The following is a 24,326-nucleotide window of genomic DNA, read 5'->3' as shown; positions in this document are numbered from 1 at the left end:
GGGCGGCGACGGCCGCGGACAGCCGTCGGCGGCCATTCGGGACCCATGGCCCCTGGTTATTAATAATGGCCAGCATTAGTATGACCGCATGGCGAGAACGTCAGGGCCCGAGACCCGGGACAAGCTCATCCGCGCCGCCGAGGAGATCTTCGCGGCGCAGGGCGTCGAAGGCGCCCAGATCAGGGACATCGTCCGGCTGGCCGGGCAGAGCAATCCCTCCGCCGTGCAGTATCACTTCGGCTCCCGGGCCGGACTGCTCGACGCGGTCATGGCGGGCCGCCAGTCCCGCGCCGAGCAGCTGATGGCACCGCTCCTGGACGCGCTGGACGCGGACGCGGGCGTACGGGAGCTGCTCACGGCCCTGGTGACGGCGGAGGCCGGCCTGCTGACGGACGACCGGGGCCGGCGCTGTCTGCGCGTCTCGGCCCAGCTCACCCATGAGACCGGGCTGCGCACCGGCGAGCTGCACCCCGCGGTCGACGCCACCGCCTACGGGCGGCTGATCGGCCGGATCGCGGACTGCCTGGGCGCGCTGACCGAGGCGGTGCGTCTGGAGCGGCTCGATCTGGCGCTCACCCTGATCGGCGCGGCCATGGCCGACCGCGCCCGCCAGTACCTCGACGGCACCGTTCCGCTGACCGGCGAGGACCTGTTCCGCGCCGATCTCGTCGAGACCACCACCGCGTTTCTGCACGCACCCGTGCCGGGCCGCTCCGGAACCACCCGCACCATATGAAGGACAGCACCATGAGCGACAAGACCAGCCTCACCGGCAGGACCGTCATCGTCACCGGCGGCGCCCGCGGCCTCGGCACCGAGGCCGCCCGCCTCGCCGTCGCGGGCGGCGGCAACGTCGTGATCACCGACGTCCTCGACGAGGAGGGCGCCGCCACCGCCGCCGCGCTCGGCGACAACGCCCGGTTCCTGCACCACGACGTGACCTCCGAGGAGGACTGGCAGCGCGTCGCGGAGTTCACGCTGGCCGAGTTCGGCCGGATCGACGGCCTGGTGAACAACGCCGGCGTCTCCACCGGTCAGCCGCTGGAGACCGAGACGGTCGAGCACTTCCGCAAGGTGATCGACATCAACCTGACCGCGGTGTTCATCGGCATGAAGACCGTGATCCCGGTGATGAAGGAGAACGGCGGCGGTTCGATCGTCAACATCTCCTCGGCCGCCGGTCTGATGGGCCTCGCCATGACCTCCAGCTACGGCGCCTCCAAGTGGGGCGTACGCGGTCTGACCAAGGTCGGCGCGGTGGAGCTGGGCACGGCCAAGGTCCGGGTCAACTCCGTCCACCCCGGCATGACCTACACCCCGATGACCGCCGCCGTGGGCATTCAGCAGGGCGACGGCAACTACCCGAACACGCCGATGGGCCGGGTCGGCGAGGCTCCCGAGATCGCGGAGGCCGTGGTGTTCCTGCTCTCGGACGCCGCCTCGTACATCACGGGCGCCGAGCTGGCGGTGGACGGCGGCTGGACGACCGGCCCGACCGTCAAGTACGTCATGGGGCAGTGACCACGTACGACAGGGCGCCGGTCGCCCACGTCGTGCGGCCGGGCTCACCGCCGATGACGTGATGTTGGATGGGCCGTATGAAACCCACTGACCAGACCGAGGAGATCCTGGACATCGTCGATGAGAACGACGAGGTCGTCGGGCAGGCCCCGCGCGGTGAGGCGACAGCGCGGGGCCTGCGCCATCGCTGCGTGTTCATCGAGGTGCGGGACGCGCGGGGCAGGCTCTTCGTGCACCGCAGGACCGCCACCAAGCTGGTCTTCCCCTCGCACTACGACATGTTCGTCGGCGGGGTCGTGGGCGCGGGCGAGTCGTACGACGAGGCCGCGCTGCGCGAGGCGGAGGAAGAACTCGGGGTCAGCGGGCTCCCCCGCCCCGAACCGCTCTTCACCTTCCTGTACGCGAGCGCCGAGCACACCTGGTGGTCGGCCCTGTACCAGGTGCGGTGCGAGCTGCCGGTGAATCCGCAGGTCGAAGAAGTCGCGTGGCACACCTTCCTCACCGACGCCGAACTGGAGCCGCGGCTCACCGAATGGCCCTGGGTGCCCGACGGACTGGAGGCGTACCACCGGTTGCGGGGGTTCCGGTCCCGTTGAGCCCGGCTCCGGCTCATATCCCGCTCCGGCTCACATACGGCCACAAACCGACAGATAGGGTTCCGGGCGTGAACAATTTCGTACAGAGCCTTCGGTTGTGGTTCGCGCCGCAGCGGATCCGTGAAGAGGGAGACACTCCCGACTACCGGTTCTCGCTCGCCAATGAGCGCACGTTCCTCGCCTGGATCCGGACGGCTCTGGCCCTCATCGGCGGCGGTTTCGCCGTCGATCAGTTCCTGCCGGAACTGGCCTGGGGCGTCCGGGCCTGTCTGGCTCTCGCGCTGCTGGCCGCCGGTGTGCTCTGTGCGCTCAGGGCGGTGAATCACTGGGTGCGTTGCGAGCGGGCGATGCGGCGCGGTGAGGATCTGCCGGTCTCGCGCTTCCCGACGCTGCTGAGTCTCGCGGTCGCCGTCGTCGCGGTCGCGATGGTGGTGGTCGTCCTCTTCGGCTGGGAGGGCCGGTGACCGGGCCCCCACGGGATCCCGGCCTCCAGCCGGAGCGGACCAGGCTGGCCTGGCGGCGCACCACCCTGTCCTGCACGGTGGTGGCGCTGCTGGCGGGCAGGCAGGCCCTGCACGCCGGTGCGACCCCCGCCGCCGTGGTCGCGGTGGCGCTGAGCGCGTTGGCCTGGCTGGGGTTCCTGCGGGTGGCCCACCGGCGGGTGCTGGGCATGGACGTCGCTCAGCCCCAGCCGCTGGCCCCCCGCCACGCGCTGCTGGCGACGGCGTGCACCATGGCGCTCGCGGTGTTCGCCGCGGCCATGCTGTTCTGACGCCCGGTCGCGTCCCCGATGGCCGACGACTCCGGTGCCGGTCGCCTCGGGCCCTGGTGTCAGTTGTCCCAGGCCACGGTGACGACGACCTTTCCGCGGGTGCGTCCCTCCTCGTTGAGCCGGTACGCGTCCGCGGCCTGTTCCAGCGGGAAGACCCGGTCCACGTTGACCGTGATGATGCCCTGTTCGGCCAGTCCCGCCAGATGGGCCAGATCCTTGGCGTCGGGCCGTACGAAGGCGTAGCGGCCGCCGTACGAGAAGACCTCCCCGTCCGCGATGGAGGCGAGCCTGCCGCCCTCGGCGAGGGTGTCCGCCGAGGCCCGCAGGGCTTCCCCGCCCACCGTGTCGAAGGCGGCGTCGATGCCGTCGGGGGCCAGTGCCCGCAGCCGGTCGACGAGCCCGTCGCCGTACTCCACCGGTTCGCCGCCGAGGCTGCGCACATGGTCGTGGTTGTGGGCGCTCGCCGTGCCGATGACCCGGCAGCCCGCGTGCCGGGCGAGCTGCACCGCGAGCGAGCCGACGCCGCCCGCCGCCGCGTGGACGAGGACCGTATCGCCGCTCCGGATCCTCAGGGTGCGGTGCAGCACCTGATAGGCGGTGAGGCCGGCCAGCGGAAGCCCAGCCGCCTCCTCGAAGCTCAGGCCCATCGGCTTGCGGGCGAGGGTGCGTACGGGGGCGGCGACGTACTCGGCGAACGTGCCCCGGGAGAGGAAGTCCTCCCGCACATAGCCGATGACCTCGTCGCCCACGGCGAACTCGTCCACCGCGACACCGGGTTGCACGACGACCCCGGAGACGTCCCAGCCCGGGATCACCGGGAAGACGGCTTCGAGGCCCGCCTGGAGGTAGCCCTCACGGGCCTTCCAGTCGACGGGGTTGACGGCCGCGGCCCGCACCTTCACCAGGACCGTGTCCGGGCCCACCTTCGGGTCGGGCCGCTCGCCGTACTCCATGACATCGGCCGAGCCGTACATGCTGTAGCTGATCGCCTTCATCCTCCGACCTTCGGCGCGGGCCGCGGCCGGCGCAACTCAGGCTGGGAGCCGAGCCGGGCTCTGGGCGGGAGCCGGGCGGGCTCAGGCTGCGAGCCGGGCGGGGCTCACCAGCGCGGGATCGGCGGTGTCACCCACTCCGGGTCGGCCTTGCGCATCGCGGCGGCGTCGTCGCGCTCGCGCATCGTGCCGTCGTCGTCCAGCCAGCGCCGGTGCAGCGCGGCCAGCCGCTCGCGGTCGAGTTCGACGCCGAGCCCGGGCGCGTCGGAAACGGCGAGAGCGCCGTCGGAGAAGACGTGCCGGGTGGTGATGACGTCCTCCGTCTGCCACGGGTAGTGGCTGTCACAGGCGAAATCGAGGTTGGGCACGGTGGCGGCGACCTGGGTCATCGCGGCGAGGCTGATACCGAGGTGGGTGTTGGAGTGCATGGAGAGTCCGACGCCGAAGGTGCGGCAGATCCCGGCCAGTTCCCGGGTGCGGTGCAGGCCGCCCCAGTAGTGGTGGTCGCTGAGGACGACCTGGACCGCGTCCCGGGCGAACGCCTCGGGCACCTCGGCGAGGGTCGTGACGCACATGTTGGTGGCCAGCGGCACATCCGTCCCGGCGGACACGGCGGCCATCGCCGCCGTACCGCTCGCCGGGTCCTCCAGATATTCGAGTACGTCCTTCAGCTGCTCGGCGACGTACAGCGAGGTCTCCACGGACCAGGCACCGTTGGGGTCCAGCCGCAAAGGCTGCCCCGCGAACTCCTCGGCGAGGGCCCGGACCGCGGCGATCTCCTGGTCGGGCTCGAAGACACCGCCCTTGAGCTTGAAGGCGGTGAAGCCGTACTCGCGGGCGAAGCGCCGGGCCTGGGCGACGATTCCGGCCGGGTCGAGAGCCGCCCCCCAGTCGTCCCGCTCGCCGCCCTCCGGGTGGGCGGCCCAGCGGTAGAAGAGGTACGCGCTGTACTCGACGGTGTCGCGGACCTTGCCGCCGAGCAGGGCGTGCACGGGAAGCCCGAGGGTCTTGCCGAGCGCGTCCAGGCAGGCGACCTCGAAGCCCGAGACGACGGAGAGCCGGAGCTTGTCCGCGGTCCGGACGCCGCGCAGTCCACCGGCGTCGACCCGGTCGTCGGCGGCCCGCGAGTCGCCGCACACCTCCTCGGCGAGCGCGAACAGAGCGTTCAGATCGCTGACCGGGCGGCCGGGCAGCGCCTCGGCCAGCGGCCGGGCGAGCTCCAGATAGGTGCCGTCGCCGTAGGTCTCCCCGATGCCCGTCACCCCACCGCGCGTGACGACCTCCACGATGAGCCGGGGGGTGTACGGCTGATGGACGCCCTGCGTGTTCAGAAGGGGCGGGTCCGCTATGAGGATCGGGGTGAGCCGGACTTCGTCGATCAACAAGGCTGTATCCATACGTGAACTCTATTCAGAGATACGACTGAAGGCCAGAGGGTGGAGGGAGTTCCCACGCCCGATTCAGGGAGTTCACTGGACGACATACCGACTGGTCGGCATCATGGGCAGCGATCGTTCTGCCGTCCCGGAGGTGCGCACCATGAGCCCAGTCCACCCGCCAGGTCTCGACCCCGACCCGCTGCGCGCGCATCTCGACCGCGAGCGGCCGGGGCTGGTGGGCGGACCGCTCGAAGCCCGGCTGATCGAGGGCGGCCGGTCGAACCTCACGTACACCGTCACCGACGGCACCGGCCGGTGGGTCGTGCGCAGACCTCCGCTCGGCCATGTCCTGGCCACCGCGCACGACATGACGCGCGAGTTCCGGGTCATCAGCGCCCTGCACCCGACCGCCGTACCGGTGCCCGAGCCCGTGCTGCTCTGCGAGGACGACGCGGTCATCGGCTCGCCCTTCTACGTGATGGAGTACGTCGAGGGCACCCCGTTCCGCACGGCCGAGCAGCTCGCCCCGCTGGGCGCCGAGCGCACCCGGGGCGCGATCCTCGGCCTCGTCGACACCCTGGTCGACCTGCACGCCGTGGACGCCGAGGCCGTCGGGCTCGGCGACTTCGGGCGCCCGGAGGGTTTCCTGGACCGGCAGCTGCGCCGCTGGGGCAAGCAGCTCGACGCCTCCCGCAACCGTGAACTCGCCGGGATCGACGAGCTGCACGCCGCGCTCGGGCGCGAGCTGCCCCACTCCCCCGCGCCCACCGTGGTGCACGGCGACTACCGCCTGGACAACGTCCTGATCGGCCCGGACGACCGGATCAAGGCCGTTCTCGACTGGGAGATGTCGACCCTCGGCGACCCGCTGACCGATCTCGGGCTGCTCGTCATGTACAGCTCCGACCTCGGGCTGCCCGCATCCCCGGTGTCCACCACCAGCGGCGCGGCCGGTCACCCCGCGCCCGCCGAGCTGATCGAGCGCTACGCCGCCCGGTCCGGCCGGGACACCTCCGCCATCTCCTGGTACACCGCGTTCGCCTGGTTCAAGCTCGCCGTGATCCTGGAGGGCATCCACTACCGCTACACCCGCGGCCAGACCGTGGGTCCCGGTTTCGACCGCATCGGCGATCTCGTCCCGGTCTTCATCGAGCACGGCCTCACCACCCTCCAGGAAGGCTGATCACCCCCATGGACTTCGCATTCGACGCCCGTACCGAAGAGCTGCGCACCAAGCTGCTCACCTTCATGGACGAGCATGTGTACCCGGCCGAGCAGACCGCGCAGGAGCAGCGCGCCCTCCTCTCCTCCCCGTGGGACACCCCGCGGATCGTGGAGGATCTGAAGGCCGAGGCACGCGGGCAGGGCCTGTGGAACCTCTTCCTTCCCGATGCCGGGTACGGTGCCGGGCTGACCAACCTCCAGTACGCCCCGCTGGCCGAGATCCTGGGCCGCAGCCCGCAGTTGGCGCCGACCGCGCTGAACTGCGCGGCGCCGGACACCGGGAACATGGAGGTGCTCTTCCAGTTCGGCACGGCCGAGCAGAAGAAGCGGTGGCTGGAGCCGCTGCTGGCGGGGGAGATCCGGTCGGCGTTCGCCATGACCGAGCCCGAGGTCGCCTCATCGGACGCGACCAACATCGAGACCCGGATCACGCGGGACGGCGACCACTACGTCATCAACGGCCGCAAGTGGTTCATCTCCGGGGCGATGAACCCGGACTGCCAGGTCTTCATCGTGATGGGCAAGACCGATCCTGACGGCGAGGACATCCGCCGCCAGCAGTCGCAGATCCTCGTCCCGAGGGACACTCCGGGCCTCGAAGTGCGCCGCGCCATGCGGGTGTACGGCTACGAGGACCACTCCCACGGCGGTCACGCCGAGGTCGTCTTCACCGACGTACGGGTGCCCGCCACGAACCTGATCGGCGAGGAGGGCGGCGGCTTCGCCATCGCGCAGGCGCGGCTGGGTCCGGGCCGGATCCATCACTGCATGCGGCTGATCGGCATGGCCGAGCGGGCCATCGAGCTGATGTGCCGGCGGGCCGTGTCCCGTACGGCCTTCGGCAAGCCGCTCGCCCAGCAGGGCGTCGTACAGAACTGGATCGCGGACGCCCGGGTCACGGTGGAGCAGCTGCGGCTGCTGGTGCTGAAGACCGCCTGGCTGATGGACACCGTGGGGAACCGGGGTGCGCACACCGAGATCCAGTCCATCAAGATCGCGACCCCGCGAGCGGTGGTGGACATCCTCGACCGGGCGGTCCAGCTGCACGGCGCGGGCGGTGTCAGTCAGGACTTCCCGCTGGCGGAGCTGTGGGCGGCGGCACGGACGCTGCGGCTGGCGGACGGGCCGGACGAGGTGCACCAGCGGTCGCTGGCCCGGCGCGAGATCAAGAAGTACCGGTGATCCGCGAGCCCGGCGGCGCGGGGCGGACCAGGGCAGCACCGGGCGACGCGGGGCGGACCGGGTGGGTCCGCCCCGCGCCGGGGCCGGGCTCGGGCTCAGAGACCGGTCCCGGCCCCGGGCTCGGGGCTCACGGACCGGTCCCGGCCCCGGGCTCGGGGCTCACGCCGGGGCTCAGAAGGTGAGCTTCCAGCTGTCGATGTAGCCGGTGTCCTGCGCGGCCACGTCCTGCACCCGGAGCTTCCAGGTGCCGTTGGCGGTCTCGCTCGACGCGTCGACCGGGTAGGTCGCGATGACGTTGTCGGCCGAGTCGCCGCTGCTGGAGTTCTTCAGCCGGTAGGCGGTCCCGTCGGGGGCGAGCAGGTCGACGACCACATCGCCGCGATAGGTGTGCTTGATGTCGACGCCCACCTGGAGTGAGGCGGGGGCGTTGCCGGTACGGCCGGTGACCGCGATCGACGACGTCACCGCGGTGCCGTTGTCGGGGACGGCGACATCGGCTGCGTTGCTGAAGACGCCTTCACCCGTGGGCGGTTCGCCGGTCCCGGCGGACAGGGTCCAGATCGCGTGGGCGATGGCGTCGCTGTTGCGGTCGAGGGCCGTGTCGTTGATGTTGCTCATGTTGTCGCAGGACGAGTGGTAGCAGCGGTCGAAGGCCTGTCCCACCGTGCCGCCCCACTTCTGGGCCTGGGCGGCGGTCTTGGTGTAGTCCGCGCCCGAGAACAGTCCGCCGACGGGTATGCCCACGTTCTTGAACGGGGCGTGGTCGGAGCGGCCGTCCCCTTCCGTCTCTATCTCGGTGGGTATGGAGAGACCGGCGAAGTAGTCCTTGAAGGTCTTCTCGATGACCGGGTCGTCGTCGTAGACGAAGTAACCGGCGTTGGGCGAGCCGATCATGTCGAAGTTGAGGTAGCCGGAGAGCTTGGAACGCTCGGCGGACGGCAGGTTGTTGACGTAGTACCGCGACCCGACGAGGCCGAGTTCCTCCGCGCCCCACCAGGCGAAGCGGAGGTGCTTGTCCGGCTTGAGCTGGGCACGGGAGACGGCCAGTGCCGTTTCGAGCACGGCGGCGGAACCGGAGCCGTTGTCGTTGATGCCGGCGCCGGAGGTCACCGAGTCCAGGTGGGCCCCGGCCATGAGGACCTTGTTCGCGTCCCCGCCGGGCCAGTCGGCGATGAGGTTGTAGCCGACGGCACCGCCCGAGGTGAACTGCTGGAGGGACGTGGTGTATCCGGCCGCGTCCAGCTTGGCCTTCACATAGTCGATGGACGCCTTGTAGCCGGGGCGGCCGTGGGCGCGGTTGCCGCCGTTGGCGGTGGCGATCGACTGGAACTGCGTGAGATGCGCCTTGACGTTGGCGAGCGGGATGTCGGGGGCTGCCACGGCCGCCGGTGCCGTGGTCGTCCCGGCCGCCTGGGCGGCGGGTGCGGCGGCGCCGAGCAGGGCGGCGAGAGCGAGTGCGGCGGCGGCCGGAAGGGCCGGGGATCTGCGCAGGGCAAAGCGGTTCAGGCTCATCGAGGGGCTCCGGATTCCGTTCGGGGACTGACGGAACGTGCGGGGGGCTACCCGGCCGCGCCGTGCCCGGCCGGGTACTGGAGCTACTGGTGCGAGATGCGTGACCGATGTTCAGCGAGATGACCGCGCACCGTCAAGAGCGGAAACCGGACATGTACGTTCTATAAACGGACAGCTCTTCGAATATGCCCGTAAGCCCGCAGAATCCCGCACCCGCCGGAGCTCGCGGGACGGCTCTCCGTAACGGATGCGGAGGGGAATGAGAGGGGCGGGACGGAGACGGGGCGGGACGGAGACGGGCAGGGTTGTTACGGGCGCAGGGCCCGCAGCAGCAGGTCCGCCAGGTGGTCGGCGACCTCCTGGCGGCTCAGCGGGCCGTCCGGGCGGTACCAGGTGGACAGGTGGTGGATGGAGCCGAAGTGGTAGTCGACCACCAGGTCCGCGGGGGTGGCGGTGGAGAACACCCCGCTCTTCTGCCCCTCCTCGATGAGCGCCCGGAAGCGCTCGTGGTAGCGCCGCCGCTCGCCCCGCACCTGCTTGTTCTTCTCCGGGCTCAGATGGTGCATCGAGCGGAAGAAGATCGCGGCGTCGTCGAGGTTGTCGATGGTCGTGACGACCACGTCGGCGGCCGCGTCACGCAGCCGCTGCTCGACCGGCGCCTCGGCCTCCGCGAAGGCGTCCAGCCGCTCCTGCTGGAGCCGCAGCATCCGGGCGTACACCTCCTGGAGGAGGTCCTCCTTGGAGCCGAAGTAGTGGTACAGCGCCCCCTTGGTGACGCCCGCCGCCTCCACGATCTCCTGGACCGAGGTGCGGTCGTAGCCGCGCTCGGCGAAGAGCCTGGTGGCGGCGGCCAGCAGCCGTTGAGGGACGGGCGTAGCGTCCCCGTCCGTCGCCTTGGCCATGTTGCCGCCACCTGCCTTCCGTACTGTGCGTGAACCGGTCTACCGAGGGGAACGCAGTTCCCGCCTGAGGATCTTCCCACTCGCCGTCTTGGGGAGCTCGGTCAGGATCTCCACCTCGCGCGGATACTTGTACGCGGCGAGCCGCTCCTTGCAGTACGCGCCCAGTTCGCCGGGTTCGACAGTGGCGCCGGGGCGCAGGCTCACATAGGCCCGGACGCTCTCGCCGCGGTACGCGTCCGGCACCCCCACGACGGCCGCCTCCCGGACCGCCGGGTGGGTGTAGAGCACGTCCTCCACCTCGCGGGGCCAGACCTTGAAGCCGGAGGCGTTGATCATGTCCTTCTTGCGGTCGACCACGTACAGCCAGCCCGCCGCGTCCATGAAACCGATGTCGCCGGTGCGCAGCTCACCGTCGGGGAAGGCCGCGGCGGTGGCCTCGGGCAGGTTCCAGTAGCCGGAGACGACCTGCGGGCCGCTCACCGCGATCTCGCCCTGCTCCCCGAAGGGCACGTCGGCGCCGTTGTCGTCGATGATCCGCACCACGGTGTCGGGTCCGGGGACGCCGACCGAGAGGGTGCCCGAGACCGGGTCGACGGGAGCCTCCCGTTCCGGCGGGACTGAGGCGCAGGGGGCCGTGCACTCGGTGAGTCCGTAACCGTTGCGGATGTACGGGCCGAAGTCCGCCCGGAACTTCTCCACCAGTGCGGGCGGCAGGGGCGCGCCGCCCGAGGAGATCACCTGGAAGGAGGCGAAGTGCGCCGGGGTGGCGTCGGGGTGGGCGGCGAGCGCCATGAAGGCGGTCGACGGGCCGACGGTGTAGGCGGGGCGATGGGTGGCGAAGGCTTCCAGGACGACGCCCGCCTCGAAGCGGTGGGCCAGGACGAGGGTGCCCGCGTTGGTGAGGCAGGCGGCGAGCTGGCAGACCATGCCGGTGATGTGGAAGAGCGGGGCGAGCGCGAAGTAGGAGGAGCCCTCGGCGATGGGGTGCCCGGTGCGCTGCCGCTCTGCGTTGATCATGATGTTGCCGTGGGAGTTCATGGCGCCCTTGGGGGTGCCGCTCGTCCCGGAGGTGTAGCTGATCAGCGCCACGTCCACGGCCGTGAGGTCCCCGTCGGCGGGGGCGTCCAGGCCCCGGCGGGCGACGGTGACCAGGTCGGCCGCCCAGTCGTCGGGGCCGGGGGCCGGGAGCCGTTCGAAGGCGAGGACCCGGGGGTCGTTCTCCGTCTGCAGGTCCAGCTCGCAGGCGGTGACGGCGATCGTGACGGACGGGGCCCGCTCGGCGGTGTCCCGCAGATAGGACTCCCAGGCCCGGTCCGAGCAGATCAGGGCGCGGACCTGGGCGTCCTTCAGTACGTGCCCGACCTCGCCGGACTTGTACATCGGGTTGAGCGGCACGACGGTGGCGCCGGCCTTCCAGGCGCCGAGCAGCGCCAGGACGAAGTGCGGGGTGTTCTGGAGCATGATCGCGACGCGGTCGCCGCGCCGGAGCCCCTCGGCCGCGAGATGCCCGGCCACGGAGTCGGTGAGCCGGTCGGTTTCCCGGTAGGTGAGGCGCCCGTCGAAGTAGGCGAGGGCGGGGCGCTCGGGGGCGCGGGCGACGGAGGCACGGAAGGCGTGCACCAGGGTCTCGGCCGGGGTGACGGGGGCCCGCTGGGCCGCGCTGAGCAGGGCCACCCAGGGCTTGGCCGCGTACGGGGAGGAGATCACGCGCGGGTCTCCTCCCACTTCTGCTGGAGGTGGTTCATATTGCCCAGCCAGTGGTCGGGGTCCTTGGCGCGGGCCCGGTAGTACCCGGCGACCTCGGGGTGCGGCAGGACCAGGAAGCGGTCCTCGGCCATGGCGTCGAACAGCGCGTCGGCGACCGCCTCCGGCTCGATGGCACCGGGGGCGAGGACGAGCTCGCCCGCGGAGCCCGCGGCGGTGAGCATGTCCGTACGCACGCCCTGCGGGCAGATCGCGTGGACCTTGAGGCCGCGGTGGCGGTAGGTCAGGGACAGCCACTCGGCGAAGGCGACGGCGCCGTGCTTGGTGACGCTGTACGGTGCCGCGCCGATCATCGTCAAAAGTCCGGCGGCGGAAGCGGTGGTGACGAAGCGGCCGCCGCCGCGCTCCAGCCAGTCCGGCAGCAGGGCCTTGGCCGCGCGGACATGGGCCATGACGTTGACGTCCCAGGCGGCGGCCCAGATCTCCTCGTCGGCGAAGACGTCGCCGGGCGAGGCGAGGCCCGCGTTGGCGCAGTAGATGTCCACCGTGCCGTCGAGGGCGTCACGGGCGGCGTCCACGGTGCGGGAGGCGTCACCGGCGACGGCGGTGGCGCCGATCTCCTCGGCGAGTGGCCCGATCCGGCCGAGGTCGAGGTCGTTGACGACGACCCGCGCACCCTCCGCGGCGAATCTGCGGGCCAGCGCGGCGCCGATGCCGCCTCCGGCTCCTGTGACCACTACGCCAGCGCCCTGCACCGTACTCATCGGGTCCCGCCTCTCTCAGCCGACTGCCCCGGCAGACTAACCGGTCGGTATGTCGTCGGGGAAGGGGCCGGAGCCAGGACGGGGAAACTGCCCGGTCCGGGTCGTTCCGCGTGGCCCGCACCCGCGCTAGCGTGCGTGACCATGACAGTCGGCGCGATCATGGAGGTAGCGGAATGAGCCTGTCCAGACGTGGTTTGCTGGCCGCCGGGAGCGCTGTGGGCGCCCTCGCGGCGACGGCGGCCGGGACCGGCCCCGCGGCCGCCCGGCCGGGACACGGCGGCGGGCGCGGCCGGGTCCGCACCGGGTTCGACCGGCTGGCCGCCGACGGCTACCGGACACTGCGGGGCCAGAAGGTCGGGATCGTCACCAATCCGACCGGCGTCACCGCCGATGTGCGCCACATCGTCGATGTGATGCATCCGGACCCGCGGGTGAACCTGACCGCCGTCTTCGGCCCGGAGCACGGCTTCCGGGGCACCGCGCAGGCGGGCGGCTCGGAGGGGCGGTACGACGACCCGGCGACCGGGCTGCCGGTCTACGACACGTATCTGAAGAGCGGTCGGCCGCTCGCGGACATCTTCACCGCCTCCGGGGTGGACACGGTCGTCTTCGACATCCAGGACGCGGGGGCCCGCTTCTACACGTACATCTGGACGCTGTACGACTGCATGGAGGCGGCCGCGCTCGCGGGCAAACGTTTCGTCGTCCTGGACCGGCCGAACCCGGTGACCGGGCGGGCGGCGCTCGGGCCGGTCCTCGATCCGGCGTTCGCGACGTTCGTGGGCCGCCGGGAGATCGCCCAGGCCCACGGCATGACCGTCGCCGAGCTGGCTCTGTTCTTCAACGCGGAGTTCCTGGCGGAGCGGCCGGCGGAGCTGGACGTGGTCACGATGTCGGGGTGGCGGCGCTCGGACTTCTTCGACGGGACCGGGCTGCCATGGGTGCCGCCGAGCCCGAACATGCCGACCGCCGAGACGGCCCTCGTCTACTCCGGCACCTGCCTCTTCGAGGGCACGAACCTCTCCGAGGGCCGGGGCACCACGCGGCCGTTCGAGCTGCTGGGGGCGGAGGGCATCGACCACCGCTGGGCGGCCGCCGCCAACGCGCTGGACCTGCCCGGGGTGGCGTTCCGCGAGGCGTACTTCGCGCCGACGTTCTCCAAGTTCCAGGGGAAGACGGTCGGCGGGGTGCAGCTGCACGTCCAGGACCGGGAGGTCTTCGACCCGGTCCGTACCGGCATAGCCCTGCTGGTGACGGCGAAGCGGTCCTGGAGCGGCTTCGCCTGGCGCCCGGACAACTGGATCGACAAACTCACCGGGAACACCCGGGTCCGCACCATGATCGACGCGGGCGCGGACACCGATGAGGTGGTGGGTGCCTGGCGCGACGACCTGGCGGCGTTCCGGGCGAAGCGGAAGAAGTACCTGCGGTACGGCGGGTAGTAGGGACGGGCGGGTGCCGTCCCCGTGGGTGACGTCCCCGCAGGTGACGTCACCCACGTGCGGGTTGCACCCGGGCCGTCAGGCGGTCGGGCAGCAGGGTCGCCGGGCGGTCAGACAGTCAGACGGTCAGGTCCAGTTCGCCGACGTATTCGCCGTCGTTCGTCAGCCCGCGCTTGAGGTAGCCGAGCCGCAGATAGAAGTCCTCCGGGCCGCCCTCGCCGGGGTGCCAGGTCACCGTGGAGAGCGTCCCGCCCCGCCTGCGGAGCTCCTCGTTCACCGCGCGCACCGCGAAGCGCCCGTAGCCGCGGCCCTGTTCGCCAGCGTCGATGGCCAGGCGCCAGAGCCCGGATCGCGGCGGGGCGTCCGGTACGTCCGCGTCGTAGTCGAAGGGGACGTCGAAGAAGGCCATCACGAAGCCCACGATCCGTTCGCCGTCGCGGATCAGCCGGGGCCAGGCGATGTCGGGGTGCACATACGCCTCGGCCAGCGACTGGGCGACCGGCGCCACGAACGTCGTCTGGTCCGGGCTGACGTGAAGGCGGCAGGCGGCGATCACGTTGTCGGGGGTGACCTTCTCCAGGCGCAAGGACGCTGTCATGTACGGCACCCTATTCCCGGACCGGGGAGGCCCGGCCACCGAATATCGCCTGCTCAGGGCGGCGATACCGGGTGGCCGGGCACATCCGCGAGGCCCCTACCGGTGCGAGGGGAACTCCACGACCTGCTGATAGGTCGGCCGGTTCTGCCAGTGGATCGACTTCTGCGAGATCCCGCCCAGCGGGCGGTGGATGATCGAGTCGGAGCACCACTGCTCGCCGGGCTTGCAGCTGTCGTCACCGGGATAGACCTCGGTGGCCGGTTCGGCCGCCGCCCGCTTCAGGGTGGCGAGCAGGGCGTCACGGCAGCTGCTCAGGTCACCGTTGCCGCAGTACGTCTTCGCCAGCGGGCCCTTGACGGGCTGCCCGAGGACCTGACGCAGGTCCTTGTCGGCGAAGCCCCACCAGCCGTACTGGAAGGCGGAACCGCTGTGCGCCCCGCTCGGCCCGTGGCTGGCCGCCGGGGATTCGTCGACGGCGAGGCTGCCGGTCAGGGCGGTGTAGAGGCCGTCGCCCAGGCCGGGCCGGAATTCGGCCTCGATCAGTTTCGGCCACCAGGCGTCCATGATCCGTACCGCGTCGGCGTGGGTGTACGCGTGGGAGCCCTCACCGCTCTCCTTGCGCTGCGATCCGGCCGCCCGCCAGGACTCCAACTGCTGTACCGCCGCGCTGACCTCCGGGTCGGCGACGGGCTGGGAGCGCACCACCTTCAGCAGCTCGGGCAGCAGCTGCTCGCCCCGCAGATCGGTGAGCGCGGCATCGGCCATGGCCCGGGTCAGGGAGGCGCGGGTGACCCCGCCCTCCTCGACGAGCTTCGCCACCCGGTCGTCCAGCAGGTCGCCCCGGTGCACCGCCCCGAAGCCGAAGCCCGCGCTCGCGTAGCCCTCGGCCTGCCGGTTGTTCCAGGAGACGTAGTAGTCCTGGCCACTGGACTGCGGGTGCTCGGCGTACGGCGTGTAGTCGGCGGTGTTGGCCGCCGGGTCGTAGCCCCGCCACTCGTACGCCCGCTCGGCGCTGATGGGCAGGGCCGGGTCGACGCCCTGCGCCCGGACCGGGTTCATGCCGCTGTTGAAGTAGGCGGCGGTGCGGGAGTCGGCGTAGAACCAGTTGAAGGCGTAGTCGATATGGGCCGCCGCGCGCTGGAAGGAGGCGGCGTCCTTGACCTGGCCGGGGTCGTTGAGCAGCTGGAAGCCGATGATCGAGTCGGCCTCGTGGCGGTAGGTGGTGCGCAGCGAGGTGTACGCGACGGGCTTGCCGGCCACCGTGGCGCGATGGGTGACGATGCCGTAGTTCGTGCGCCACACCCGCATGAGGTAGGAGCCCGCGGCCGTGGAGTCGGCGACGGTCGGCTTCCAGGAGTTGGCGCGCTCCAGTTTCTCCATCGCGGTGCAGGTGCCCCGGTAGAGGTAGTGCGTGGAGTCCTTGGTGGGGGCGCCGCCGCCGGGTTCGCACAGCTCGATGGCGTACGTGTCGGTGATGTCCTGGCCGGCCGAGGTGGCGCTCCAGGCGTAGTCCTGGCCGCGGCCCATCTGGATGTACATGCCGACTCCGGCGAAGGAGACGCCGCGGGCGCTGATGCCGGGGCCCTGGAGTTCCTGGAGCATCATCAACTGGGGTGCGAAATAGCCGGTCTGCGGTCCGAAGACGGCGATCGGGTTTCCGCTCGCGGTGTGCTTGCCGGAGACCAGCAGGGCGTTGGACATGCCGCGCTTCTCGGCGCCGGTGCCGGAGCCCGGCAGCGAGCCCTCGGGGATGACGCCCTTGTCGTACATGCCCTGGAGCGGCTTGAGTGCGGCCGGGGCCTTGACCGGGTCCTTCCGGTCGGTTCCCGCCGAGCCGGTCCGGTCGTGGATCAGTGGTTCGGGTGTGACGGAGCCCCGGTCGGGAAGGGCGGTGCCGCGGGCGTCGTCCGGCTTGCCCGCGTACGGGAACGCGGTGCCGTCGTGGACCGTGAGCACGGCCTCGGGATCCTCGCGCTGGCGGAACGACTCCCAGACCCTGGTCCCTTCGGCGACGCCGTACTTCTCCTGGGCGGCCAGCAGGGAGAGGGCGGCCTGCACCTCACCGCCTCCGCCACCGCCGAACTGCCCGCCGACGACGGACGCGATCGAGATCAGGTCGGTCAGCCGGAAGGGCTGGATCTCGCCGATGTTGGTGATGGCGTCGATCTTGCCGGTGAGAACGTACTCGCCGGGGAAGTAGCGGCCCTTCTTGGACTTCTCCCGGTAGGCGTTGATCCCGTCGACATACGCCTGGGCGTCGGCCATGGCCTGCTCGCCCTGCGCGCCCTCGGTGGTCCTGATCCGCTCGACCTGGGCTTCGAGGTCGGCCTCGGTGTACGGGGCCTGCGGCCAGAACTGCTGCTCCAGGCCCTGGTTGGCGAGGGCGCCGCCCGCGAACGAGGTCAGTTCGCCGCGCCCGATGTGCCGGAAGAGGTCCATCAGCCAGAGCCGGTCCTGGCCGGCGGCGAACCCCGCGCCGAATTCGGTGCCGTAACGGGTGGTGCCCTTGATGTGGGGGACGCCGCTCCCCTTGTCCCGGGTGATGGTGACGTCCTCGCGGGGCGAGGTGACGGATTCGATCTGGTCCTTCGCGACCCCGAAGGAGGCGTCGTTGAAGAAGTCGGTCAGCTTCCGGTCGGTGAGAGCGGTGTGCCCGGCCACCAGGCCGTTGTAGCGGTCGAGTTGATCGTCGCTGTGGGCCGGGTGCGTGCCGAACGCCTTGTTGCCGAGGATCTCGACGAGGGTGGCGTTGCCGTTCTCGCCGGGGGGAAGGATGTCGGCACACTGCCCCTGGCAGTGGTCGGTGACGGGTACGGGTTCCACCGCCGCGGCTCGGGCCGGTGGCGAGGCCGTCGGCAGAAAGGTACCGAGGGCGAGGGCGGCCGCGACTGCGGCGGCCCTGAACGTGCCGGTGCGTGGGGGCATGCGTGCTCCTCCGAGAGGCCGATGCGCCGGAGGTTACTGGCGGTATCACCCGTCAGTAAGGTGAACATCGGTCACCTTTTCCGAATCACCACATGCGCGCACGCCCTCTCACCACCGGGCCGCACGCCGCCGCACAACCGGTCATCACCCCCGCCCCACGTGGGGTGTCTCAGCCATTGGACGTTTCTCATCTTTCGATGGAGCCGAAACGGGCAGTCGTACGTCCATTCCTTGACGCCGAAGTACGAGTGACGGAGGTGGCAGTGTCATGGCCGGTTTCCGGAGTCTTGCGAGACAGGTCCGCGATCCGCTGGGCGATCTGGCATTGCGGCGGTACTCGCTGCGCAAGTGCCTGGAGAGGTTCGCCCCCTACGGCCACCGGGCGACGTGGCACCATCTGTGCGCCCGGCACGGGATCGGGCCCGAGGACCGGGCCCCCGATCCGGTGCGCCTGATGGGCGCGCTGGAGGAGCTGGAGGAGGCGCGGGCCATCTGGCTCGCGTACGAGACGGGGTTCGCGGAGCGGCGGCGGCGCGAGAAGCACGACGGGCGGCGCCGGCCGGCCGCGTTCGACGACTGGCACCGCCGCACCTGGGGCGGCAACGGTGTCGCCCGCTGCGCCGACCCAGGGGTCCATCCGTCCGCACCGCTCGCCGAGGTGCTGCGACGGCTGATCGCGGCGCTGGGGTCCGAGCCCGGGGCGGCCTGCCCGGTCTGCACGGCGACCGGTTTCGCCTGGCGGCAGGACGTGGACCGGGAGCCGTGGTCGGGGCCGGTCTGCACCGGATGCGGCATCGTGGTGCCGCGGCCCGTGCTGACGGCCGGTGCGCTGGCGAGGGCCGGGCGGATGCGTCACCGGAACCTGGCGTCGGCGGCGTGAGGCCGACGCGGACCGGGCGGTCCGGGAAGCGACGCGGCGCTCAACCCGCGTCGTCACCGGTGGAGTTGTCGAGCGCCTCCAGAGCCGACCACCGGTCGTCGCAGGGCAGGCCGAGCACTTCGACCCGGAGGAGGAGTGCCGGGTCGGCGCCCACCGCGCGCAGTCGGTCCGGGGCGTGCTCATGCATCCACGCCCGCAGCTCCGCGACGGGCTCGTCCCGTCCGTGATCGGCCCACCAGCCCAGCGGCCACTCGTCGACGATGAGGTCGTCGATGTACCGCTCCACGCAGGCGAGCAGATGGGCGTCGGCGGACCCGCCGTGCTCCTCGGCCGCCCAGATCGCGAGAAAGGGAGTGACGGTGCTGAGCGAGGTGACACAGGACTGGAGCACGTCGTGGCAGGCGGTTCCCCCGCCGGACTCCTCCGGCGAGGTCCGCAGCACCTGGGTGAACCACGCCTCGAAGAAGCCGTGGACGGCCTCCCGCCGCTCGGCCGGCCAGCGGCTCCACCGGGTACCGCCCAGGGCGTTCAGCCCTCCGTAGGCGCCGTCCACCCCACCCGCCACTAGGAGTTCCACCAGGTCGGGCAGCAAACGGCGCATCGACGCGTCCAGGTCGTCGAAATGGTCGGCCACCTCGCCCGCGTACCTTTTCAGGACGTCGGGCGGTATCGGTACGTCAGGGGTGCGCAACAGCGCGGTCTCCCGAGGCAGATGGCATCGACCGCAACCGGTCTCCGTCGGACTCGTCATTCCGGCGAAGACCGTGCGTACGCGGGTGATGGCCAGGTCGAGGGGGCGCGAGGTCACTGGGACCCTCCGGAGGGGACTCCGGTACGCGGCACGCGCCGGCCGAAGAGCGCGACACTACCGGACGCACACCCCCTCGCGCTCCCCCGCGCTCCGACTGCCCCTAGCAGTCCGGCTGTTGCGAGCAGCTCTGATCCGCGCCATCCTCCGACGCCGCCCCGCCGCCCGGCTGCGTGCTGCCACCGGGCCTCGCCTCGCCGCCGGGCTTGTCCCCGCCGTCGGACGGCTTGCGCTCGGGCATCAGGCGCGAACCGGTGATCCGGTCACCGGAGATGTCGTTGGGGTTGGAGAGCACACAGGTCTCCAACGACAGACACCCGCAGCCGATGCAGTCGGTCAGATGGTCACGCAGCCGGGCCAACTGGGCGATGCGCTCGTCCAGTTCGCCGTGCCAGGCCCGGGAGAGCCTGGCCCAGTCGTCCCGGTCCGGGGTTCGCCCCTCGGGCAGTTCGGCGAGCGCGTCCCTGATGGTGGCGAGCGGGATGCCGACCCGTTGCGAGGCGCGCACGAAGGCGACCCGGCGCAGGGCGTCCCTGGTGTAGCGGCGCTGATTGCCACTGGTGCGGCGACTGCTGATCAGGCCCTTGGACTCGTAGAAGTGCAGGGCGGAAACCGCGGCGCCGCTACGCGCGGAGAGCTGGCCGACCGTGAGTTCATGGAGTGTCTGTGGGATCTGTGGCACTCCTCAGACCCTACTGGTCCCACCTCGAACCTCGCCTCCCTCTTCGAAAATCCTGCCGATCACCCGCGAGGCACCAACGGCGCCCCGCACTCCGGACGCGGCGTCGTTGACAGGACCGCACCGCCCGAAGGATGCTGAGCAAGCGCTTAGACATCGAGCCGCGAGGCGCCGCATGAAGGCACAGAGCCGGAAGGCAGGGACCGGAACCATGGCAGAGCCGAAGATCTTCACGTCCGCGCAGGAGCTGCGCGACGGGGTGGGCCAGCAACTGGGTCACAGCGACTGGCTGGAGATCGACCAGAAGCGGATCGACCAGTTCGCCGAGGCGACCGGTGACCACCAGTGGATCCATGTGGACCCCGAGCGGGCGGCGGCCGGGCCGTTCGGCACGACGATCGCGCACGGCTATCTGACGCTGTCCCTGCTGCCCGCGCTCGTACCGCAGGTCATGCGGGTCGAGGGCATGAAGATGGGCATCAACTACGGGTCCAACAAGGTCCGCTTCCCCTCGACCGTCCCGGTGGGCTCGCGGCTGCGCGCCACGGCCGTGCTCAAGAGCGTCGAGGAGGCGGGCGGCGGCGTCCAGGTCACCGCGCTCGTCACCGTCGAGCGCGAGGGCGGCGACAAGCCGGCCTGCGTCGCCGAGTCGGTGTCGCGCTACTACTTCTGAGCCACCGCGCCCGCCCGCCGGGGTCGCGGAACCGCTACTTCTGGGCACCGACCATGCGCAGCACGAGGTCGGCGTAGAGCTCGCCGACCTCGTCGGGCGTCCGGCTCCCCTGCGCGTTGAACCAGCGCGCCACGTCGATGCAGAGCGACAGCACCGCGAGCGTGGTGCCGGGGACATCGGGGACATCGAACTCCCCCGCCCGCACGCCCTCGCTGATGATCCGGCGCACCACGGCGTCGCTCTTGCGGCGCAGCTCGACGATCTCGGTGCGGTGCTCGTCACCGAGGGCGTCCAGCTCGTACTGCACGACGCGCGCGGTGGTGTGCCGCTCGGCGTGCCAGCGGACGAAGGACCGGACCGCTCCGGCGAGCCGCTCGGCCGCGGTGCCGTCCCGGTCGGCCTCCGCCTCCAGGACGTAGAGGGCCCGGTCGTGGCCGATCTTGCTGATCCGGTGGAGCAGCTCTTCCTTCGTCTTGTAGTGGATGTAGAGCGCGGCCGGGCTCATCCCGGCACGGCCGGCGATGTCGCGGGTGGTGGTCGCGTGGTACCCGCGCTCGGCGAACGCGTCGACGGCGGCGACGAGGAGCCGTCTGGCCGCCTCGGGTGTCACCTCACCCCACGGGGTATCGTCACCGTCCATCTCCTGCGCCGTACTCATCGCCACGTGCCCCTCTCCGTCAGCGGACGAACACCATACCCCGAACCTGAGCAAGCGCTTAGAGTCCGGGACCGCGGACGCCGGAGGCGAGGTCAGAGCTTCTGGAAGGGGTCGTGCTCGGCGAGGATCTTCTCCAGTCGCGCCTGGTCGACGCGGCTGATGAGCTGCCCCGCCTCCTGACGGTCCCTGATGACCTTGGCCAGTGTGAAGCACGACGTGACGAGGTAGAGCACGCCGATGGCGAGGAAACCGCGCACCCACGCGTCGGCGTCGAGGAAGTAGATGCCGAGGGCCACCGCCCCCATCGCCACCCCGAAGGATGCGACGGCCTGGCCGTAGAAGGCCGAGGTGCTCTGCTGCTTGACCGATGTCGTCTCACTCATGCCGCACAGCATCCGCCGACGTGGCGTGCGCCACATCCGCATCCGTACTCAGTCCGGTACTCATACCTCCGTTCGAGTGATTGCTGTCCGGAACCGGTCAGAAGGCGGAGACCCCTGTCAGCGCCCTGCCGATGATCAGCTTCTGGATCTGGCTGGTGCCCTCATAGAGGGTCATCACGCGGGCGTCGCGCAGCAGCTTGCCGACCGGGTACTCGTCTATGTAGCCGTAGCCGCCGAAGACCTGGAGGGCGTTGTTGGCGGCGCGCACGGCCGCCTCGGAGGCGAAGAGCTTCGCCGTGGAGGCGGCGGTGGCGAAGTCCGCGCCCCGGTCGATGAGGTCGGCGACCCGCCAGGTCAGCAGCCGGGCGGCGTCGACGTCCACGGAGATGTCGCTGATCAGCTCCTGGACCAGCTGATGGCTCGCGATGGACTTGCCGAACTGCTCGCGCTCGCCCGCGTACCGCACGGCGGCGTCGAGTGCGGCCTGGGCGATGCCGACACAGCCCGCCGCGACCGACATCCGGCCCTTGGCCAGGGCGGACATGGCGATCGAGAAACCCTTGCCCTCCGGCCCCATGAGCGCGGCGGCAGGAACCCGGACATCCTCCAGCACCAGCTCGGCCGTGGCCTGGCCGCGCAGACCGAGCTTGCCGTGGATGGTGCGGCGGGTGAGGCCGGGGGTGTCGGCGGGGACCAGGAAGGCGGAGATTCCCTTGTGGCCAGGGGTGTCGCCGGTGCGGGCGAAGAGCAGCACCACATCGGCCCAGGTGCCGTTGGTGATGAACATCTTGGTGCCGTTGATGACGTAGCCGTCGCCGTCGCGGACGGCCTTCGTCGCGAGGTTCCCGGCGTCCGAGCCGGTACCCGGCTCGGTGAGGGCGAAGCAGCCGATCGCCTCGCCCGCGGTGAGGCGCGGGAGCCACTGGCGCTTCTGCTCCTCGGCGCCCCGGGACGCGATGGTCTTGGCGACCAGGCCGAGCGAGACGGAGACGATGCCGCGGACCGACGAGTCCCCGCGTCCCAGTTCCTCGGTGACCAGGCAGTAGGAGAGATGGTCACCGCCCGAGCCGCCGTACTCCTCGGGAACGGTGAGCCCGAGGAAGCCGAGCGCTCCCAGCTTCCTCACGATCGACTTGTCGATGCTCTCGGCGCGGTCCCACTCGACGGCATGAGGGGTGACCTCACGGGCGACGAAGTCCTCGGCCAGCCGCCGGACGGCTTCCTGCTCCTCGCTGAGTTCCAGGTTCATCGGACGGCACCCCACTTTTAATTAGCACTGCTAGTTTCCTGCCCGCAGGCCCTACTATGAGCCGCATGGCCCGACCGCGCAAGCCCCTCCTCAGCAGAGACCGCATCGTCGGGACGGCGAGCGCACTCGTGGACTCCGAGGGGCTGGACGCCGTCTCCACCCGCCGCCTCGCGGCCGAGCTGGGGGTCAGCGGACCCTCGCTCTACAACCACTTCCGCAACAAGGACGAGATCCTGGACGCGGTCGCCGACGCCGTCTCCGCGCAGGTCGATCTGTCGATGTTCGACGCGTCCGACCCCCGGGACTGGCGCGAGGCCCTGCACGACTGGGCCGTCTCCTACCGCGCGGCCCTCACCGAGCACCCGCACATCGTCCCGGTCCTCGCGCAGGGTCCCGGCCGCCGGCCGGCCGGTCTGCGGGTCGCCGACGCGGTGTTCGGCGGGATGGTCGGGGCGGGCTGGCCGCCCGCCCAGGCGACGTACATCGGGGCACTGATGCGCTACTTCATCACCGGCTCGGCACTGGGCTCCTTCGCCCGCGGTTTCGTCGACGACGAGACGGCGTACGACCCGGCGGACTACCCGCACCTCGGCCAGGCCCACCTGCTGGCGGACCGCCGTCAGCAGGTGGACGAGGGCGCCTTCGACACCGGGCTGCGGGCCCTGCTGGACGGGCTCTCGCTCCAGTACGAGCAGGTGGTCCGCGCCGGGGCGGGCACGGTTCGGCCCGCGCCGAATCGTTCCTGACGCATCATGGGCCGTATGGCACGCCCGACACCGCACGATCCGGCCGCTCCGCGCCTCGCCGCGCTGGCGACGCTGCTCGCCGACGAGACCCGCGCCTCCTTCTGCCTCGCCCTGCTCGACGGGCGCGCCTGGACGGCCGGCGAGCTGGCCCGGTACGCCCGGGTCGCCCCGTCGACCGCCAGCGAGCACCTGGGCAAGCTGGTGGCGGGCGGGCTGCTGGCCGAGGAGCGGCAGGGCCGTCACCGCTATGTGCGGCTGGCCGACGAACGCGTCGCGCACCTCGTCGAGGAGCTGGCCGCCCAGGTCATGCCCGACGCGCCGGAACAGCCGCGCACCCTGCGCGCGGCGAGCATGAGCAGCGCCCTGGCCCGGGGGCGCACCTGCTACGACCATCTCGCGGGCCGGCTCGGCATCAGGATCACCGAGGCGATGTCCGAACGCGGGCTGTTGCGGCAGGACACCGGTTTCGCGCTCACCGACGAGGGCCTGGGCTGGTTCGACGCGCTGGGCATCGGCCTTCGGTCGACGTCCCGGCGGCCGCTCGTACGGAGCTGTCTGGACTGGACGGAACGCCGCCCGCACCTGGCAGGCGTCGCGGGCGCCGCGCTGTGCCGGCACGCGCTGGACACCGGGTGGTGCGTACGGATCGGGTCGGGGCGCGCGGTACGGGCGACGCCGGACGGGCAGCGGGCGCTGTCGGGGCTGCTCGGCATCGAGGCGTCGGCGCTCGGCTGACG

25 protein-coding genes are annotated in these 24,326 nt (G+C 71.2%); 12 read left to right on the top strand and 13 right to left on the bottom strand.

Annotated features, from left to right (window positions below; genetic code table 11):
• The first annotated feature begins 88 nt into the window (after positions 1-88).
• The 5 genes from OG413_RS23920 (at position 89) to OG413_RS23900 (ending at position 2,889) form a co-directional block, all read left to right on the top strand.
• On the top strand, positions 89-736 hold the full coding sequence (locus OG413_RS23920) for a TetR/AcrR family transcriptional regulator (protein WP_266808623.1): 648 nt from the start codon (positions 89-91) through the stop codon (positions 734-736).
• 11 nt (positions 737-747) lie between these two features.
• Positions 748-1,521 (top strand): glucose 1-dehydrogenase, encoded by a 774-nt coding sequence (locus OG413_RS23915; protein ID WP_266808621.1) that lies wholly within the window; start codon positions 748-750, stop codon positions 1,519-1,521.
• 77 nt (positions 1,522-1,598) lie between these two features.
• On the top strand, positions 1,599-2,117 hold the full coding sequence (locus tag OG413_RS23910; RefSeq protein ID WP_266808620.1) for an NUDIX hydrolase: 519 nt from the start codon (positions 1,599-1,601) through the stop codon (positions 2,115-2,117).
• 68 nt (positions 2,118-2,185) lie between these two features.
• Entirely contained in the window at positions 2,186-2,581 is a 396-nt protein-coding gene (locus OG413_RS23905; RefSeq protein ID WP_266808618.1) for a YidH family protein, read from the top strand.
• Entirely contained in the window at positions 2,578-2,889 is a 312-nt protein-coding gene (locus OG413_RS23900) for a DUF202 domain-containing protein (RefSeq protein ID WP_266808616.1), read from the top strand. Before OG413_RS23905 ends, OG413_RS23900 begins: the two co-directional genes overlap by 4 nt.
• A 59-nt stretch (positions 2,890-2,948) precedes the next feature.
• Here the strand turns inward: OG413_RS23900 and OG413_RS23895 are convergent, their stop codons facing one another.
• Together OG413_RS23895 and OG413_RS23890 are read right to left on the bottom strand one after the other, a co-directional pair.
• On the bottom strand, positions 2,949-3,884 hold the full coding sequence (locus tag OG413_RS23895) for an NADP-dependent oxidoreductase (RefSeq protein WP_266808614.1): 936 nt from the start codon (positions 3,882-3,884) through the stop codon (positions 2,949-2,951).
• Between the two features lie 104 nt (positions 3,885-3,988).
• Positions 3,989-5,278 carry an enolase C-terminal domain-like protein gene (locus OG413_RS23890; RefSeq protein WP_266808612.1) on the bottom strand — a complete coding sequence of 430 codons (1,290 nt, stop codon included), beginning with the start codon at positions 5,276-5,278 and terminating at the stop codon, positions 3,989-3,991.
• Positions 5,279-5,420: 142 nt separating this feature from the next.
• Here OG413_RS23890 and OG413_RS23885 point away from each other — a divergent pair, with 142 nt between their 5' ends.
• Positions 5,421-6,443, top strand: a complete 1,023-nt coding sequence (locus tag OG413_RS23885; RefSeq protein WP_266808610.1) for a phosphotransferase family protein — start codon at positions 5,421-5,423, stop codon at positions 6,441-6,443.
• 8 nt (positions 6,444-6,451) lie between these two features.
• Positions 6,452-7,666 (top strand): acyl-CoA dehydrogenase family protein, encoded by a 1,215-nt coding sequence (locus OG413_RS23880; protein WP_266808609.1) that lies wholly within the window; start codon positions 6,452-6,454, stop codon positions 7,664-7,666.
• A 171-nt stretch (positions 7,667-7,837) separates the two neighbouring features.
• Here the strand turns inward: OG413_RS23880 and OG413_RS23875 are convergent, their stop codons facing one another.
• From OG413_RS23875 to OG413_RS23860, 4 genes are all read right to left on the bottom strand, one after another.
• The gene (locus OG413_RS23875) at positions 7,838-9,178 is read right to left on the bottom strand and encodes a M28 family metallopeptidase (RefSeq protein ID WP_266808607.1); all 1,341 of its coding nucleotides are present in this window, start codon (positions 9,176-9,178) and stop codon (positions 7,838-7,840) included.
• 308 nt (positions 9,179-9,486) lie between these two features.
• Entirely contained in the window at positions 9,487-10,080 is a 594-nt protein-coding gene (locus OG413_RS23870; protein WP_266808606.1) for a TetR/AcrR family transcriptional regulator, read from the bottom strand.
• Positions 10,081-10,119: 39 nt separating this feature from the next.
• Positions 10,120-11,787 carry a class I adenylate-forming enzyme family protein gene (locus tag OG413_RS23865; RefSeq protein ID WP_266808605.1) on the bottom strand — a complete coding sequence of 556 codons (1,668 nt, stop codon included), beginning with the start codon at positions 11,785-11,787 and terminating at the stop codon, positions 10,120-10,122.
• Entirely contained in the window at positions 11,784-12,548 is a 765-nt protein-coding gene (locus OG413_RS23860) for an SDR family oxidoreductase (RefSeq protein WP_266808604.1), read from the bottom strand. The genes OG413_RS23865 and OG413_RS23860 overlap by 4 nt, the downstream gene beginning before the upstream one ends.
• Positions 12,549-12,721: 173 nt before the next feature.
• Between OG413_RS23860 and OG413_RS23855 the strand changes: the two genes are divergently transcribed.
• Positions 12,722-13,990, top strand: coding sequence for a DUF1343 domain-containing protein (locus OG413_RS23855; RefSeq protein ID WP_266808602.1), 1,269 nt, complete (start codon positions 12,722-12,724; stop codon positions 13,988-13,990).
• A 118-nt stretch (positions 13,991-14,108) separates the two neighbouring features.
• Here OG413_RS23855 and OG413_RS23850 read toward each other — a convergent pair whose 3' ends face one another.
• Positions 14,109-14,588 (bottom strand): GNAT family N-acetyltransferase, encoded by a 480-nt coding sequence (locus OG413_RS23850; RefSeq protein WP_266808600.1) that lies wholly within the window; start codon positions 14,586-14,588, stop codon positions 14,109-14,111.
• Positions 14,589-14,684: 96 nt separating this feature from the next.
• Entirely contained in the window at positions 14,685-17,513 is a 2,829-nt protein-coding gene (locus OG413_RS23845) for a penicillin acylase family protein (protein WP_266808599.1), read from the bottom strand.
• A 268-nt stretch (positions 17,514-17,781) separates the two neighbouring features.
• Here OG413_RS23845 and OG413_RS23840 point away from each other — a divergent pair, with 268 nt between their 5' ends.
• A complete protein-coding gene (locus OG413_RS23840) occupies positions 17,782-18,393 on the top strand; it encodes a hypothetical protein (RefSeq protein ID WP_266808597.1) in 612 nt (203 codons plus the stop codon).
• A 40-nt stretch (positions 18,394-18,433) separates the two neighbouring features.
• Here the strand turns inward: OG413_RS23840 and OG413_RS23835 are convergent, their stop codons facing one another.
• Positions 18,434-19,201 (bottom strand): hypothetical protein, encoded by a 768-nt coding sequence (locus OG413_RS23835; RefSeq protein WP_266808596.1) that lies wholly within the window; start codon positions 19,199-19,201, stop codon positions 18,434-18,436.
• Between the two features lie 103 nt (positions 19,202-19,304).
• Complete coding sequence (soxR, locus tag OG413_RS23830; protein ID WP_266808594.1) at positions 19,305-19,883, bottom strand: redox-sensitive transcriptional activator SoxR; 579 nt, start codon at positions 19,881-19,883, stop codon at positions 19,305-19,307.
• A gap of 208 nt (positions 19,884-20,091) precedes the next feature.
• On the opposite strand from soxR, the gene OG413_RS23825 reads away from it, so the two are divergent.
• On the top strand, positions 20,092-20,553 hold the full coding sequence (locus tag OG413_RS23825; protein WP_266808592.1) for a MaoC family dehydratase: 462 nt from the start codon (positions 20,092-20,094) through the stop codon (positions 20,551-20,553).
• Between the two features lie 34 nt (positions 20,554-20,587).
• On the opposite strand, the gene OG413_RS23820 is transcribed toward OG413_RS23825, so the two are convergent.
• The 3 genes from OG413_RS23820 to OG413_RS23810 all read right to left on the bottom strand — a co-directional run bounded on the left by OG413_RS23820 (position 20,588) and on the right by OG413_RS23810 (position 22,843).
• A complete protein-coding gene (locus OG413_RS23820; RefSeq protein WP_266808591.1) occupies positions 20,588-21,211 on the bottom strand; it encodes a TetR/AcrR family transcriptional regulator in 624 nt (207 codons plus the stop codon).
• A gap of 92 nt (positions 21,212-21,303) precedes the next feature.
• Positions 21,304-21,594 carry a YiaA/YiaB family inner membrane protein gene (locus OG413_RS23815; protein WP_266808589.1) on the bottom strand — a complete coding sequence of 97 codons (291 nt, stop codon included), beginning with the start codon at positions 21,592-21,594 and terminating at the stop codon, positions 21,304-21,306.
• Between the two features lie 97 nt (positions 21,595-21,691).
• Complete coding sequence (locus OG413_RS23810; RefSeq protein ID WP_266808587.1) at positions 21,692-22,843, bottom strand: acyl-CoA dehydrogenase family protein; 1,152 nt, start codon at positions 22,841-22,843, stop codon at positions 21,692-21,694.
• A gap of 65 nt (positions 22,844-22,908) precedes the next feature.
• On the opposite strand from OG413_RS23810, the gene OG413_RS23805 reads away from it, so the two are divergent.
• Both OG413_RS23805 and OG413_RS23800 read left to right on the top strand, forming a co-directional pair.
• Positions 22,909-23,589 carry a TetR/AcrR family transcriptional regulator gene (locus OG413_RS23805; RefSeq protein WP_266808585.1) on the top strand — a complete coding sequence of 227 codons (681 nt, stop codon included), beginning with the start codon at positions 22,909-22,911 and terminating at the stop codon, positions 23,587-23,589.
• 15 nt (positions 23,590-23,604) lie between these two features.
• On the top strand, positions 23,605-24,324 hold the full coding sequence (locus tag OG413_RS23800) for a helix-turn-helix transcriptional regulator (protein ID WP_266808583.1): 720 nt from the start codon (positions 23,605-23,607) through the stop codon (positions 24,322-24,324).
• Positions 24,325-24,326: the final 2 nt, after the last annotated feature.

Origin of the sequence: Streptomyces sp. NBC_01433 (assembly GCF_026340105.1) — a bacterium.
Taxonomy (GTDB): domain Bacteria; phylum Actinomycetota; class Actinomycetes; order Streptomycetales; family Streptomycetaceae; genus Streptomyces.
This window is presented reverse-complemented; position numbering and strand designations above follow the sequence as displayed.

Excerpts from the sequence above, each read along its gene's own strand:
- OG413_RS23805 (WP_266808585.1), top strand. The coding sequence starts at position 22,909 with ATGGCCCGACCGCGCAAGCCCCTCCTCAGCAGAGACCGCATCGTCGGG.
- OG413_RS23920 (WP_266808623.1), top strand. The coding sequence starts at position 89 with ATGGCGAGAACGTCAGGGCCCGAGACCCGGGACAAGCTCATCCGCGCC.
- OG413_RS23860 (WP_266808604.1), bottom strand. The coding sequence starts at position 12,548 with ATGAGTACGGTGCAGGGCGCTGGCGTAGTGGTCACAGGAGCCGGAGGC.
- OG413_RS23800 (WP_266808583.1), top strand. The coding sequence starts at position 23,605 with ATGGCACGCCCGACACCGCACGATCCGGCCGCTCCGCGCCTCGCCGCG.
- OG413_RS23885 (WP_266808610.1), top strand. The coding sequence starts at position 5,421 with ATGAGCCCAGTCCACCCGCCAGGTCTCGACCCCGACCCGCTGCGCGCG.
- OG413_RS23855 (WP_266808602.1), top strand. The coding sequence starts at position 12,722 with ATGAGCCTGTCCAGACGTGGTTTGCTGGCCGCCGGGAGCGCTGTGGGC.
- OG413_RS23815 (WP_266808589.1), bottom strand. The coding sequence starts at position 21,594 with ATGAGTGAGACGACATCGGTCAAGCAGCAGAGCACCTCGGCCTTCTAC.
- OG413_RS23890 (WP_266808612.1), bottom strand. The coding sequence starts at position 5,278 with ATGGATACAGCCTTGTTGATCGACGAAGTCCGGCTCACCCCGATCCTC.
- OG413_RS23845 (WP_266808599.1), bottom strand. The coding sequence starts at position 17,513 with ATGCCCCCACGCACCGGCACGTTCAGGGCCGCCGCAGTCGCGGCCGCC.
- OG413_RS23915 (WP_266808621.1), top strand. The coding sequence starts at position 748 with ATGAGCGACAAGACCAGCCTCACCGGCAGGACCGTCATCGTCACCGGC.
- OG413_RS23875 (WP_266808607.1), bottom strand. The coding sequence starts at position 9,178 with ATGAGCCTGAACCGCTTTGCCCTGCGCAGATCCCCGGCCCTTCCGGCC.
- OG413_RS23825 (WP_266808592.1), top strand. The coding sequence starts at position 20,092 with ATGGCAGAGCCGAAGATCTTCACGTCCGCGCAGGAGCTGCGCGACGGG.
- OG413_RS23820 (WP_266808591.1), bottom strand. The coding sequence starts at position 21,211 with ATGAGTACGGCGCAGGAGATGGACGGTGACGATACCCCGTGGGGTGAG.
- OG413_RS23810 (WP_266808587.1), bottom strand. The coding sequence starts at position 22,843 with ATGAACCTGGAACTCAGCGAGGAGCAGGAAGCCGTCCGGCGGCTGGCC.
- OG413_RS23840 (WP_266808597.1), top strand. The coding sequence starts at position 17,782 with ATGGCCGGTTTCCGGAGTCTTGCGAGACAGGTCCGCGATCCGCTGGGC.
- OG413_RS23870 (WP_266808606.1), bottom strand. The coding sequence starts at position 10,080 with ATGGCCAAGGCGACGGACGGGGACGCTACGCCCGTCCCTCAACGGCTG.
- OG413_RS23895 (WP_266808614.1), bottom strand. The coding sequence starts at position 3,884 with ATGAAGGCGATCAGCTACAGCATGTACGGCTCGGCCGATGTCATGGAG.
- OG413_RS23910 (WP_266808620.1), top strand. The coding sequence starts at position 1,599 with ATGAAACCCACTGACCAGACCGAGGAGATCCTGGACATCGTCGATGAG.
- OG413_RS23850 (WP_266808600.1), bottom strand. The coding sequence starts at position 14,588 with ATGACAGCGTCCTTGCGCCTGGAGAAGGTCACCCCCGACAACGTGATC.
- OG413_RS23880 (WP_266808609.1), top strand. The coding sequence starts at position 6,452 with ATGGACTTCGCATTCGACGCCCGTACCGAAGAGCTGCGCACCAAGCTG.